Origin of the sequence: Dyella silvatica (assembly GCF_026283955.1) — a bacterium.
In the GTDB taxonomy this organism is placed as follows: domain Bacteria; phylum Pseudomonadota; class Gammaproteobacteria; order Xanthomonadales; family Rhodanobacteraceae; genus Dyella_C; species Dyella_C silvatica.
This window is the reverse complement of sequence record NZ_JAPDPE010000145.1, coordinates 1-12194: the sequence shown is the minus strand read 5'-3', so window position 1 is coordinate 12194 and position 12194 is coordinate 1. Positions and strand designations below refer to the sequence as shown.

General features: G+C 60.7%; 15 protein-coding genes. 10 read left to right on the top strand and 5 right to left on the bottom strand.

The window, feature by feature from the left end:
- The first annotated feature begins 510 nt into the window (after positions 1-510).
- The 3 genes from OUZ52_RS20495 to OUZ52_RS20485 all read left to right on the top strand — a co-directional run bounded on the left by OUZ52_RS20495 (position 511) and on the right by OUZ52_RS20485 (position 3466).
- Entirely contained in the window at positions 511-1065 is a 555-nt protein-coding gene (locus OUZ52_RS20495) for a YaeQ family protein (RefSeq protein WP_266160415.1), read from the top strand.
- A gap of 9 nt (positions 1066-1074) precedes the next feature.
- Positions 1075-2337 carry a TIGR03862 family flavoprotein gene (locus tag OUZ52_RS20490; RefSeq protein WP_266160414.1) on the top strand — a complete coding sequence of 421 codons (1263 nt, stop codon included), beginning with the start codon at positions 1075-1077 and terminating at the stop codon, positions 2335-2337.
- Positions 2338-2431: 94 nt separating this feature from the next.
- Positions 2432-3466 (top strand): HDOD domain-containing protein, encoded by a 1035-nt coding sequence (locus tag OUZ52_RS20485; RefSeq protein WP_266160413.1) that lies wholly within the window; start codon positions 2432-2434, stop codon positions 3464-3466.
- A gap of 43 nt (positions 3467-3509) precedes the next feature.
- Here the strand turns inward: OUZ52_RS20485 and OUZ52_RS20480 are convergent, their stop codons facing one another.
- Positions 3510-4505, bottom strand: a complete 996-nt coding sequence (locus tag OUZ52_RS20480) for an LLM class flavin-dependent oxidoreductase (RefSeq protein WP_266160412.1) — start codon at positions 4503-4505, stop codon at positions 3510-3512.
- Between the two features lie 144 nt (positions 4506-4649).
- On the opposite strand from OUZ52_RS20480, the gene OUZ52_RS20475 reads away from it, so the two are divergent.
- Positions 4650-5372 carry an rRNA pseudouridine synthase gene (locus OUZ52_RS20475; protein ID WP_266160411.1) on the top strand — a complete coding sequence of 241 codons (723 nt, stop codon included), beginning with the start codon at positions 4650-4652 and terminating at the stop codon, positions 5370-5372.
- A gap of 57 nt (positions 5373-5429) precedes the next feature.
- Positions 5430-5783: a VOC family protein gene (locus tag OUZ52_RS20470; RefSeq protein ID WP_266160410.1), complete on the top strand. Its 354-nt coding sequence runs from the start codon at positions 5430-5432 to the stop codon at positions 5781-5783.
- Positions 5784-5790: 7 nt separating this feature from the next.
- On the opposite strand, the gene OUZ52_RS20465 is transcribed toward OUZ52_RS20470, so the two are convergent.
- The 4 genes from OUZ52_RS20465 to OUZ52_RS20450 form a co-directional block, all read right to left on the bottom strand.
- Positions 5791-6300: a DUF1993 domain-containing protein gene (locus OUZ52_RS20465; protein WP_266160409.1), complete on the bottom strand. Its 510-nt coding sequence runs from the start codon at positions 6298-6300 to the stop codon at positions 5791-5793.
- Positions 6301-6363: 63 nt separating this feature from the next.
- The gene (locus OUZ52_RS20460; RefSeq protein WP_266160408.1) at positions 6364-6558 is read right to left on the bottom strand and encodes an oxidoreductase-like domain-containing protein; all 195 of its coding nucleotides are present in this window, start codon (positions 6556-6558) and stop codon (positions 6364-6366) included.
- A 42-nt stretch (positions 6559-6600) separates the two neighbouring features.
- Positions 6601-7383, bottom strand: coding sequence for a class I SAM-dependent methyltransferase (locus OUZ52_RS20455; RefSeq protein ID WP_266160407.1), 783 nt, complete (start codon positions 7381-7383; stop codon positions 6601-6603).
- Between the two features lie 77 nt (positions 7384-7460).
- Entirely contained in the window at positions 7461-8063 is a 603-nt protein-coding gene (locus OUZ52_RS20450) for a 2'-5' RNA ligase family protein (RefSeq protein WP_266160406.1), read from the bottom strand.
- Positions 8064-8312: 249 nt separating this feature from the next.
- Here OUZ52_RS20450 and OUZ52_RS20445 point away from each other — a divergent pair, with 249 nt between their 5' ends.
- The 5 genes from OUZ52_RS20445 to OUZ52_RS20425 all read left to right on the top strand — a co-directional run bounded on the left by OUZ52_RS20445 (position 8313) and on the right by OUZ52_RS20425 (position 12123).
- Positions 8313-8738 (top strand): YciI family protein, encoded by a 426-nt coding sequence (locus OUZ52_RS20445; protein ID WP_266160405.1) that lies wholly within the window; start codon positions 8313-8315, stop codon positions 8736-8738.
- A 42-nt stretch (positions 8739-8780) separates the two neighbouring features.
- Positions 8781-9200 (top strand): VOC family protein, encoded by a 420-nt coding sequence (locus tag OUZ52_RS20440; protein ID WP_266160404.1) that lies wholly within the window; start codon positions 8781-8783, stop codon positions 9198-9200.
- A gap of 99 nt (positions 9201-9299) precedes the next feature.
- Positions 9300-9824, top strand: coding sequence for an SRPBCC family protein (locus OUZ52_RS20435; protein ID WP_266160403.1), 525 nt, complete (start codon positions 9300-9302; stop codon positions 9822-9824).
- A gap of 99 nt (positions 9825-9923) precedes the next feature.
- On the top strand, positions 9924-11207 hold the full coding sequence (locus OUZ52_RS20430) for an RNA polymerase sigma factor (protein WP_266160402.1): 1284 nt from the start codon (positions 9924-9926) through the stop codon (positions 11205-11207).
- A 271-nt stretch (positions 11208-11478) separates the two neighbouring features.
- Complete coding sequence (locus tag OUZ52_RS20425) at positions 11479-12123, top strand: hypothetical protein (protein WP_266160401.1); 645 nt, start codon at positions 11479-11481, stop codon at positions 12121-12123.
- The last annotated feature ends 71 nt before the right edge of the window (positions 12124-12194 follow it).

The window sequence follows — 12194 nt, the reverse complement described above, 5'->3', positions numbered from 1 at the left end:
CCCTCCCCAACCCTCCCCTGCTAGCAGGGGAGGGAGTAGTGCCGCGGGTCGTGACGACACCGAACCTTTCATCATTCGGCGACTGCATGCAGTCGCACCCGAGTGCGCGCAGGACGCGCGCTGCTCTTGGGACCCCTTTGCCGCGGTGAGGCTGGGGCGACAGGCCCGCAGGGGCATCGACACGGATGTCGATGCCTTTTCGCCAGGGCAGGAGCCCTGTCGAAAAGCCCGGCCCAGCCTCACGCACTCGCAGGGCAGGATGCCCGGAGAGCGCGGCATGGGGGTGGCTTTCTCTTTGGTTACTTTCTCTTGGCCACTCAAGAGAAAGTGACTCGGGCTCCGGCAGGAGGGCGAAACCCCGCCAAAGGCAACAACCTCGCCACACACCAACAACCAAACGAAAAGCCCACCACCAACGAACCCGACCACAGCAACCACCCAAATCCCACCATCACAGGCAGGCGAACAAGAGCCAGGTAGAATGAGCGGCTGTTATCACCGGGCACCCCCATGGCACTCAACGCCACCATCTACAAAGTCGAACTTCAGATCAGCGACATGGATCGGCATTACTACGCCACCCATGCACTGACTCTGGCCCGGCACCCCTCCGAAACCGAAGAACGGTTGATGGTGCGCTTGCTTGCCTTTGCCTTGTATGCCGACGAACGGCTGGAGTTCGGCAAAGGGCTGAGCAACGACGACGAGCCGGACCTCTGGCGCAAGGCTTATACCGATGAGATCGAGCTGTGGATCGACCTCGGCCAGCCGGACGAAGCGCGCATCCGCAAAGCCTGCGGCCGCTCCCAACGCGTGGTGGTGATCAACTACAGCGGCCGTGGCGCCGATATCTGGTGGGACAAGATCGCCAACTCGCTTAGCCGCAGCAAAAATCTCACGGTGCTGGATATACCCGCCTCCACCGTGGAAGAACTCACCCATTTGCTCGAACGCGGCGTGCGTCTGCAATGCCTGATTCAAGACGGACAGGTGCAGTTGATGACCGACACCCTCGCGGTAGCGATCGATCCGCAGCAGCGGATGACGGCAACGGTGCCGGCTTAAGCCTGCATCATGTCTGTAGTCACACGCGCCAGCACCCAACTCGCCATCATCGGCGGCGGTCCCGCCGGGCTGATCGCCGCCGAAGCCGCGCGCGCCGCGGGTGTCGAGGTCGACCTGTATGAAGGCAAGGGCTCGGTCGGGCGCAAGTTTCTCCTCGCCGGCAAAGGCGGCATGAATCTGACCCATGGCGAAGCCAAGGCAGATTTTGTGCAGCGTTATGCCGAGCGCTCCGAGGAAGTAGGCCGCTGGCTGGATGATTTCGACGCCGACGCCTTGCGTGCCTGGGCGCGAGGGCTGGGGGTGGAAACCTTTATCGGCAGCTCGGGCCGGGTTTTTCCCAGCGATCTCAAGGCGGCGCCGTTGCTGCGTGGCTGGGTGCATCGCCTGCGCGAAAGCGGGGTGCACTTTCATGTGCAGCACCGCTGGCTGGGCTGGAACCACGACCAGACCCTGCGCTTCGCCACCGCCCACGGCGAGCACCATGTGCAGGCCCGCGCCGTGCTCCTAGCGCTCGGCGGCGGTAGCTGGCCGCAGTTAGGCTCCGATGGTGCGTGGCAGCCATGGCTGGCGGAACGCGGTGTCGAGGTGGCTCCGTTGCAGCCGTCCAATTGCGGCTTTGATATTGGCTGGAGCGAGCACTTGGCCAGCCGCCACGCAGGTGCGCCATTGAAGCCGGTGGTTGCGCACTGGCGCGATGCGGCCGGTATCGAGCATGCGCGCCAAGGCGAGTGCGTGATCACGGCCACCGGCATCGAAGGCAGTTTGATCTATGCACTGTCGGCCCACCTGCGCGACGCTATCGCTCAGCACGGCCAGGCCAGCGTTGAGCTGGATCTCGCCCCGGATCACTCCCTGGAAAAGCTGCAGCGAGAACTCGAAAAACCGCGCGGCAGCCGCTCACTGAGCGAGCACCTGCGGCGCCATACCGGCCTTGTCGGCGTCAAAGCAGCCTTGCTTCATGAACTACTGAGCAAACCGCAATGGCATGACCCCAAAGCCTTGGCGCAAACCATCAAGCGTTTGCCGCTGCGCCTTTTGCGCGCTCGCCCACTGGTGGAAGCCATCAGCAGTGCGGGCGGCGTGCGGCTGGAGGCAGTCAACGATGGCCTTATGCTGGAGGCCCTGCCCGGTGTGTTCTGTGCCGGCGAAATGCTGGATTGGGAAGCACCCACCGGCGGTTATCTGCTGACCGCCTGCTTTGCCAGCGGCCGGCGCGCCGGACTGGCCGCGGCGGACTGGCTTAACCGCGCCTCCCACCCTCGCAGCGAATAACCCGCAACAGAACGCCCAAGCGCGCCCTACATTTGCGCCCGCCCCTGCCGATACAAAGAGTCACGCGGGGGCGTGCAAGGGGAAGGACCGCAACATGATGGGCCTATGGCAGCGGCTATTTGCACGAGAGCAGCTACGCGAGCCGCCGGCATGGGTGCCGCTTGAAACGGCCACCCCGGCAGCCCAAGCGCTTGCGCCCATACCGTCTGCAGCCCTCACCCAGACGCAGCTCGAAGATGCCTTTTATCGTTTCGTCTTCGGCCTGAGCGCCTGCCCTGAAAACGTGCTCGGCGCACAAGAACAGCTGGCACTACAGCGACTTGACCTGCTTTGCGGCGGCAACCGCTATGAGGTAAGCGGCCTGCCGCGTATGCCAAGCGTGCTGCCGCAATTGCTGCGCGCCTTGCGCAACGATCAACTCAGCGGCGCCAAGCTGGCCGAATTGATCAGCCGCGACCCGATTCTGGTCGGCGAGGTCATGCGCATCACCGGCAGCGTTTACTACCGCACCCTGAAACCCATCACCAGTCTGCAGCACGCCGTCGTGCTGCTGGGCCAGGAAGGTTTGCGTCATGTGGTATCGCTGTATGTGATGAAACCGATTCTGCTGGCCAGCGGCGGCATGTTTGGCCAGGTCGCCGGTCAACGTCTATGGGATCACGCGGAACGCTGCGCGCATGCCGCGGTATTTCTCGGCAAAGGCTTATGCGATCCGTTTGAAGCCTATTTGACCGGCCTGGTCTGCCATACCGGCATCGGCGCGGTCATCCGCAGCTTGGATATCGAATTCAGCGACACCTTCAAGACCTATTCGCCACCCTTTGTCGCGGGCATCGTGCGCATCGCCAACGAACTTACCCTACAGGCAGCACGCTACTGGGAACTACCCGGCAACGTGCTCGATGCATTGGCCGAATGCACCGACCACGCTGCCAATCTACCGATGAGCCAGATACTGCACGCCGCCGACCGTGCCGCGATGATGCAATTGCTGACCGAACAGCGGCTGCTCGATCCGCATACCATAGTCGGCACTGAGCATTCCGAGCGCTTTAGCGCTCAGCAATTAATGCGTTGCCAACGGGAATTGGAGCGCCATTTCAGCGCAGGCGACGCTCACGTCAGTTAAGGCCGATCCTTCGTCTCGATAGCGAAAAGCCGCCGTGTCTCCGTCACTCCGACGCCAGGCTATTCCTTACCTGCGCGGCAATCTCAAACGAGCGACAACGCGCCGCATGCTCGAACACATTGGCCGTCACCATCAGCTCATCCGGTTGGTGGCGCGCGATAAATTCAACCAGCCCCTGCTTTACCGTGTTGGCATCGCCCACTACGGCGCAGGCCAGTGCACGCTCCACACCGAATTTCTCGGTCGGCGTCCAGTACGTTTCGATATCGTCGATAGGCGGCGGGATAAGCCCTGGCCGGCCACGGCGCAAGTTGATGAAACTCTGTTGCTGCGTGGTAAATAAACGCCGCGCATCATCATCACTGGCTGCCGCTACTACGTTCACGCCAAGCATGGCGTAGGGTTTGGCCAGGCGCGCCGAGGGCTGGAAATCGCGGCGATACAAAGCTAGCGCCTCATCCATCGCATCCGGAGCGAAATGCGAGGCGAACGCAAACGGCAAACCCATCGTCGCCGAAAGCCGTGCGCTGAACAGGCTAGATCCCAACAGCCACACCGGCACGTCGACCCCGGCGCCCGGCACCGCGCGCACCGCCTGCCCCGGCACGGCGGGCTCGAAATAATTCAGCAGCTCGTTGACGTCGTTCGGAAAGGCATCGGCGCTATCGAAATAACGGCGCAACGCACGCGCGGTCGGCTGATCGGTGCCGGGGGCCCGTCCCAGGCCCAGGTCGATACGACCCGGATACAACGACGCCAGCGTACCGAACTGCTCGGCCACCTGTAGCGGTGCATGGTTGGGCAACATGATGCCGCCTGCGCCCACGCGTATTTTTTGCGTACCGCCGGCGACGTGCCCGATCAGCACCGCCGTCGCCGCACTGGCAATACCAGGCATGTTGTGATGCTCAGCCAGCCAGTAGCGCTGATAGCCCAGCCGCTCAGCATGCCGGGCCAGATCCAGGGTATTGGCAAAGGCCTGGGTGGCGTTGCTGCCTTCAGTCACCGGGGCCAGATCGAGTACAGAAAACGGAATCATCGGACTTCCTCAAGAGCAGAGCACCTATCTGGGGCCGGCTATCGCAATTGCCAGACCTACCAAGGGTGACGTTGAACCGGCGCTTTTCAACCGGCGTTCAAACCGGGGCCTACAATGGCGCATCTTTACCTGCTGGCTACCCCGATGACCGAACCCGTTCGCCTCGCCAAACGTGTCGCCGAACTGACCCAATGCTCCCGGCGCGAGGCCGAGATGTATATCGAGGGGGGCTGGGTGCGGGTGGACGGGGAAGTCGCCGAAGAACCGCAGCTCAAGGTGCTCGATCAGCGGATCGACATCGATCCGAATGCCCGCCTTGAACCCGCCGAGCCAGCAACCATCCTGCTACACAAGCCGCTCAATCACGACAACGGGCCCTGGGCCAGGTCCGCCTTGCCGATGATCACCGCGGCAACCCGCTCAGCCGACGATGCCTCGGGCATTCACTCGCTCAAACGGCATTTCTCACGCTTGAGTGCGCCGATGCCACTGGACCACGATGCCAGTGGCCTTCTCGTACTGACGCAAGATTGGCGGGTGGTACGCCGATTAAGCGAAGATGCCGAACGCATCGAGCAAGAATACGTGGTGGAAGTCACCGGCACACTTGCTGACGAGGGCTTGCAGCGGCTTAACCACGGACTTAGCTATCACGGCAAGCCGCTACCGCCGTGCAAGGTCAGCTGGCAAAGCGAAAACCGCCTGCGCTTCGCGATCAAATCCGTTCAACAAGGGCAGTTGCGCCAGATGTGCGCCGAGGTCGGCCTCACCATGGTCACCATGAAACGCATCCGCATTGGCCGCATCCCGCTCAGCCGGATGGCCGTGGGCGAATGGCGTTACTTACCGGTCGGCGAGCGATTCTGACTATCGCCCCACCCAGCTGCGATATCGTACGCATCCTCCATCAGCAAAGAGTTAGCCATGGGCATTAGCGGCCGCGATCGACAAATCGACAATATCGAATTCAACGTCGGCGATATTGCCCGCAGCAAAGCTTTCTACGGCGCGGTCTTCGGCTGGACCTTCACCGACTACGGCCCGGGTTATTGCGAATTCAACGATGGCCGCCTAAGCGGTGGCTTCACCACCGCTGGCGCACCCCGTCCAGGCGGTGCGCTGGTCATCCTGTATGCCGACGACCTGGCGGAAACACAGCAGCGGGTGGAAGCCGCTGGCGCCACCATCGTCAAACCGGTGTTCTCGTTTCCCGGCGGTCGGCGCTTTCACTTTCAAGACCCGGACGGCTACGAACTGGCGGTGTGGTCGGCCGACTAACGGTAGCTCAGTAAGCGCCCATGTAATCGCGCTTGCCGATCTCGATACCGTTATGCCGCAGCAAGGCATACGCCGTGGTGACATGAAAGAAAAACTGCGGCAAGCCGTAGCTCAGCAGATAAGTCTGTCCACTGAAGCGACGTTCCTTGGGCGTGCCCGGCCGGGTGATGATCTCGCGCTGTGCACTGCCTTCGAGCTGCGCCGGCTTGACGTTGTCAATATAGGCCACGGTCTTGGCAATCAGCGCTCGTAGCTCATCGAAGCTCTGCTCTTTGTCCTCATAGACCGGAACCTCGACACCAGCCAGGCGGCTCGATACCCCACGGGCAAAGTCGCAAGCGATCTGTATTTGCCGGGTCAACGGGAACATGTCGGGAAACAACCGGGCCTGCAGCAATGCCGCAGGCTCGATCTTCTTCGCTGCGGCATGCGCTTCGGCCTTGACCAGGATGCCAGCCAGACCACCCAGCATTTGCTTGAAGACAGGGATAGAGGCGTCGTAGAGAGAAGTCGTCATGCCGTGCTCGTTTTCATGAAAGAACGCGCAGCTTACTCGATGCCCCGGTGGCCACCGCAGCCCTTACGGCGCAGGATGCCGCGCCTGCCATGCCGCCAACGCCAGCTTGTAGCGTTCCAGCGCCTCTTCGTAGAGATCGAAAATGCAGGGCACACAGCCTTCGCCACAGCAATCGGCCGCATCCGGCTCGACCGGCCGCAGCGGCGGCGGATCATCCGAGGGCGCCGCCGCGCCCTCGGGCTCAACAGGTTCAGGCATGCCTTGGGTCACCCGAACGGTAGCGATCAAAACCCCGCACGATCAGGCCGGCTTGCGGAAGCGATAGATGAACTGATCGGTATGACCGCGTATCGCTTTATCGAATACCTTGATGGTGTGCGTATCCGCTGAGTTGCGCAGCACGTTGCTTTCGCCATCGAAGACGAAGCCGGCGGCTTCTACTTCTTTGCGCACGATGGCCGGATCGATGCGGTGCAAGGTATCGGTATCGCGCAAGCCGGAGCCCGCATCGGCCACATGATCGATGACGATGTACACGCCACCGGGTTTCAGCGCCGCAAAGATTTCTTTGTTCAACACCGATGGATCGACCTTGCCCATAAACGGATCGGGATAGTCGTGGTAATTCTGCGAGGTGAACACGACATCCACCGGCTCAGGCACGCTTAATTGAGCCGCCGGCTGGGCCAGCACCATGACGTTGGCGTAGTGCGGCTGGGCGACCAGCTTGCGCGAAGCCAGCACATCGGATTCCGACTCTTTGGCGTACTCATTCGGCCACAGCACATAGACCCGCCCTTTGTTACCGACAATGGCACTGAACACGCGCGTGAAATACCCACTGCCCGGAATCAGCTCCAGCACCTTCTGCCCTGGCTTGGCCTGGGTAAAAGCCGCCACTTCGGCAATTTTTCGGCGGGCGTCAATGGCCTTGTCAGCCTGGCGCTCAGGGTCATTGACCGCGGCGGCCACGTAGGGCGGTACCAGCGGCTGGGTCATCACACCGGGAACAGACGGTGTCTGCGCCGGTGCCAGCGGCGCCATGCCGAGGGCAATCAATGCAGCAAAAACGGTAGGACGCATGACGAACTCCGTAGCAGGGTTGGGGAGGCGATTGTGCGCCGAAATCGAAACCGCTTGCGCATGACTTTCAGGCCCATTCACCCATGCCATGCCGCCAGGGTCTCGTAACGCCCCCGGCCGGTGACGCTGTGGATCAGCTCAAACCCGGCAATCGGCCATACCACGGGCTCGATGGCCATGGGCTCGCGCACCTCACCATGGATATAGGCCAGCGTGACATGCGGGGTGAAGTTTTTTTCCAGATGTCGGCCCAGCCCAGCCAGAATCAGCGCATGGCGCAAATCTTGCCATAGCCTTTGCATCGGCTCAGGGATGACCCTGCCGCACAGCACGCAGGGTGGCTGGCGGCCACGAAAACCGACCACCTGGTCAAGCACCCATTCGAAAGGCGAGATGGCAACTTTGTCGGCGGCCGCTATCGCCGCGCTGACCAGGTCCTGCCGCAGCATGGGATGATCGCCAAGAAAATGCAGGGTGCCGTGATAGAGCGACGGATCCCGCCATTGAGCACCTGTCGTGGCGCGCTGCGGCAAGCCTTTCGCCGTACCGGCGATACGCTTGCGCACACTCAGATCGGGGACCAGGGCAAAGAACAGCCGATGGATTTCGGCAGGCATGGCCTGACTACCGCCCAGCAAATCCAGCTGGGGCGAATCGGAAGTAGATCGTGAAGGGCTCATGCTGCAGTGCAACCATCCTTTAACGGAAAAGATCAACTATACGGAATCGATCCGCCGCCGCTTTCTTCAGTACGGCGACAAAGGCGACAGGCCTGCTGATTATTGCGCAGCCGAAAAATCAAAGCCGGGCAGATACTTAAAAAAGTAAAAATAAGTCGATCACCGATGTCGATCCGGCAGCGACCCATTCGTCGTTCTGAGTAAGAGGCCCGCTCAGCCCTGCCGCTGGATAACCCGAGGAGAAACGCCATGCGATTCATGTTGATACTCAAAGCCAACCAAGACTCCGAGGCAGGCGTGCTGCCGAGCCAACAGTTGCTTACTGAGATGGGCAAGTACAACGAAGAACTGGTGAAAGCCGGCGTCTTGCTTGCGGGCGAAGGTTTACACCCCTCGTCCAAAGGTGCCCGCGTGCATTTCTCGGGCCATAAACGCAGCGTCGTCGACGGCCCCTTCGCCGAGTCCAAAGAGCTGGTTGCCGGGTTCTGGCTGATCCAGGTGAAGTCGATCGACGAAGCCATCGAATGGGTTAAGCGCTGCCCCAGTCCACTCGAAGGCGAGGCCGAAATCGAGATCCGCCGGGTCTACGAGGCCGAGGAATTCGGCGACGAACTTACCCCAGAACTCAAAGAGCAAGAAGCGCGCCTGCGTGCACAAATGAATGCCTTGCAGTAACCACGCACCGATCAACTCACTCACACCTTCCAGGAGTACACCATGCAACTCAGCGCCTATCTAAGCTTTAACGGCGATTGCGAAGCCGCTTTCAAGCTCTATGAAAAATGCCTTGGCGGCAAAATCACCATGATGATGACCTATGGCGAAGCACCCGAAGAGGTGAAGGGGCAGATCCCCGCCGAAGTGCAGCACCAGATCATGCATACACGGCTGGAAGTCGGCGATCAGGTGCTGATGGGTTCCGACTGTCCTCCACACGTAGCGTGTGAAGGCATCAAGGGCTGCTCCATTTCGATCGGCATAGGCGACCCTGCGCAAGCCGAGCGCATTTTCAATGTGCTGACCGAGGGCGGCAAAGTGACGATGCCGCTGGCAGAAACCTTTTGGTCCAAGAAATTCGGCATGTTGGTCGACCGCTACGGCGTGTCATGGATGATCAACTGCCAGCCGGCTGGCTGATCACGCTGAAGACGCCTTTCGGCCGTGGCACGGCAAGCCGACAAACCTCGCCGTGCCACGCCTCCCCTGAATCACCGCGCAAACTACCGGAACCCTTCCATGTTCAAGATTCTTGCCATCATCGTGGCGCTTATCGCTGCCCTGCTGGTTTACGCCACTACCCGACCAGATACGTTTCGCGTGCAGCGCAGCAACACCATCAAGGCCACGCCGGAGAAAATTTTCGCGCTGATCAACGATTTTCGTGGATGGAGCAGGTGGTCCCCGTATGACAAGCTCGATCCGGGCATGAGCAAGACCATCAGCAACGTCGCGACCGGCCCAGGCGCGGTATACGAATGGGAAGGCAACAACCAAGTCGGCAAGGGACGCATGGAAATCATCGAGTCGTCGCCGTCGTCAAAAATTCTCATCAAACTGGATTTCGTCCGCCCCTTCGAAGGCCACAACACAGCGGAGTTCACCCTGGAGCCGGTCGGCAGCGAAACCCGAGTCACCTGGTCTACACAAGGCCCCTGCCCCTACTTATCCAAGCTGATGGGCATTTTCATGAACATGGATACGCTGATCGGCAAAGAATTCGAAAACGGCCTGGCCAATCTCAAGGCCATTGCCGAAAAATAGACGCTGCGGCAGCCAGCATCGATGCCATCAACCCGGCTCGATGCGCAGCAACCGGGGTTGTCTTGCATCGCGCGGGCGGAGGTGGTGTTATCTCGCGCTGTGAGCGTAACCGACACCCACCGCAGCATCGACGCCGTCTGGAGAATTGAGTCGCCTCGACTCATTGCCGGACTTGCACGCATGGTGCGCGACGTCGGCCTGGCCGAAGAGCTGGCGCAAGACGCCCTGGTGACGGCACTTGAGCAATGGCCGGTATCGGGCGTGCCGGATCATCCGGGTGCCTGGCTGATGACCACCGCGAAACGCCGGGCCATCGATCTCTTGCGCCGCAAAAAACTGCACCAGCGCAAAGAAGACCAACTGACGCGCGAAATCGAAGATCAGCTGACCATGGCTGCACCGGACCTGGAAGCATCCATCGACGATCATGTCGGCGACGACTTGCTGCGCCTGATGTTTGTTGCCTGCCACCCGGTGCTGTCCACCGAGGCGCGCGTAGCGCTCACGCTGCGCCTGCTCGGCGGCCTGACCACCACCGAGATCGCCCGCGCCTACCTAGTTCCCGAATCGACGATTGCCCAACGCATCGTTCGCGCCAAACGTACGCTTAGCGATAAGCAGGTTCCGTTCGAAGTGCCTCGCGGCGATGAACTCGCGGCGCGGCTGTCTTCCGTGCTCGAAGTGATCTACCTGATCTTCAACGAAGGTTATTCGGCCACCGCCGGCGATGACTGGATGCGCCCGGGATTGTGCGAAGACGCCCTGCGGCTGGGGCGCGTGCTCGCCGGGCTGGCGCCGCGCGAAGCCGAAGTCCACGGCCTGGTCGCCTTGATGGAAATCCAGGCCTCGCGAGCCAATGCGCGAACCAGTGCTAGCGGCGAGCCCATTTTGTTGTTCGACCAGGATCGCAATCGCTGGGATCAATTATTGATTCACCGCGGCCTCGATGCCCTTCAGCGCGCCGAAAAGCTCGGCGGCGGCATCGGCTTGTATGCCTTACAAGCCGCGATCGCCGCCTGTCACGCACGCGCAGCGGTAGCCGCGGATACCGACTGGCAACGTATTGCGGCACTGTATGCCGCACTCGCCGAACTCACCTCCTCACCCATTGTGGAGTTGAATCGCGCGGTCGCCTTGGGCATGGCATCAGGCCCTGCTGCCGGCCTTGCCCTAGCCGATACCCTGCTCAACGAACCTTCGCTGGCCAACTATCACCTGCTGCCCAGCGTTCGCGGCAACCTGCTCGCCAAGCTCGGTCGTTTTGACGAAGCACGCAGCGAATTCGAACGCGCCGCCTCGCTCACCCGCAACGCGCGCGAACAAACGCTGCTGCTCGAGCGCGCCGCGTCATGCGGTCGCCCAAGCACCTCGACATCCACTTAGAACTACCCTGCTGGCGATTTGGCAACGCGTTGACCTATTCGGCGCAGGCGTCATCTGGTATATCAGCGTCCAAGACACCGCTTGATTCTTCGGGGGAAGAAACAGGTCGTCGCGTGGCCGCCTTTACCTGGTCACGAACTCAACGCATTGAACCACGGTTGTCTTGCTGTTACGCAGACGTCTAGAGCTGGCTGCTCCTGATGTCGTCCATCCGCACCACCGTTAGGCAAAGAAACCCTGCTTCGCCCAGGTTGGTCCATGCGACTGACCCATGGATAAGCAGCGCTTAGATAAATTCGGCATAACCCCAGAGAGCCTTATGAGCGAAAATCCCTATATAGCGCCGACGTCGGAGCTGGAAATGGCATCGGCACACCCGAACGCTATCGGCACTGAGTTCTATGTTGTCAGCATTAAGAAATTTCTATGGCTATTTGTTGCAACGTTCGGCATCTACGCGCTGTATTGGCACTACAAACAATGGGAGCAGTATCGCCGCTTCCACAACGAGAAAATGTGGCCGATAGCGCGGGCGATCTTCGCGATCTTCTTCATCCATAAGCTGACCCGCAACATCGATGACTGCCTGCGTGACAATAAGACCCCCTACGATTGGTCGCCGAGTGCGATCGCTACCGCTTATGTCGTGCTCTCGCTTGTCAGCAACGCGAGCAACAAGATTCCAGACAATGTCAGCCCATGGCTGGATCTGTTGCCGCTTGTCATTCTGGCTGCCTTGGCATGGCTGTTAATGAAAGTGCAGCATGGCGCCAATCTGGCCTGTGCCCAACCCGACGGCGAATCCAATGCGCGTTTTACGGCGGCGAATTGGGTCTGGCTGGTTCTTGGCGCGATATTTTGGCTGTTCTTCTTAGTCGGCATCGTTCTTCTGATCGTCAAGCCTGAGTCAGCCTGAGTCGCCGTCAAAGACTGGCGTTGGCAAGCATGACGATCGCCGGTGAACAGCGGGTGGGTAGGCCGGCATGC

Coding starts and splice junctions, on each gene's coding strand:
- OUZ52_RS20450 (WP_266160406.1), bottom strand. CDS start 8,063: ATGAGCCCTTCACGATCTACTTCCGATTCGCCCCAGCTGGATTTGCTG.
- OUZ52_RS20485 (WP_266160413.1), top strand. CDS start 2,432: ATGATGGGCCTATGGCAGCGGCTATTTGCACGAGAGCAGCTACGCGAG.
- OUZ52_RS20445 (WP_266160405.1), top strand. CDS start 8,313: ATGCGATTCATGTTGATACTCAAAGCCAACCAAGACTCCGAGGCAGGC.
- OUZ52_RS20465 (WP_266160409.1), bottom strand. CDS start 6,300: ATGACGACTTCTCTCTACGACGCCTCTATCCCTGTCTTCAAGCAAATG.
- OUZ52_RS20455 (WP_266160407.1), bottom strand. CDS start 7,383: ATGCGTCCTACCGTTTTTGCTGCATTGATTGCCCTCGGCATGGCGCCG.
- OUZ52_RS20480 (WP_266160412.1), bottom strand. CDS start 4,505: ATGATTCCGTTTTCTGTACTCGATCTGGCCCCGGTGACTGAAGGCAGC.
- OUZ52_RS20435 (WP_266160403.1), top strand. CDS start 9,300: ATGTTCAAGATTCTTGCCATCATCGTGGCGCTTATCGCTGCCCTGCTG.
- OUZ52_RS20440 (WP_266160404.1), top strand. CDS start 8,781: ATGCAACTCAGCGCCTATCTAAGCTTTAACGGCGATTGCGAAGCCGCT.
- OUZ52_RS20475 (WP_266160411.1), top strand. CDS start 4,650: ATGACCGAACCCGTTCGCCTCGCCAAACGTGTCGCCGAACTGACCCAA.
- OUZ52_RS20470 (WP_266160410.1), top strand. CDS start 5,430: ATGGGCATTAGCGGCCGCGATCGACAAATCGACAATATCGAATTCAAC.
- OUZ52_RS20425 (WP_266160401.1), top strand. CDS start 11,479: ATGGATAAGCAGCGCTTAGATAAATTCGGCATAACCCCAGAGAGCCTT.
- OUZ52_RS20495 (WP_266160415.1), top strand. CDS start 511: ATGGCACTCAACGCCACCATCTACAAAGTCGAACTTCAGATCAGCGAC.
- OUZ52_RS20460 (WP_266160408.1), bottom strand. CDS start 6,558: ATGCCTGAACCTGTTGAGCCCGAGGGCGCGGCGGCGCCCTCGGATGAT.
- OUZ52_RS20490 (WP_266160414.1), top strand. CDS start 1,075: ATGTCTGTAGTCACACGCGCCAGCACCCAACTCGCCATCATCGGCGGC.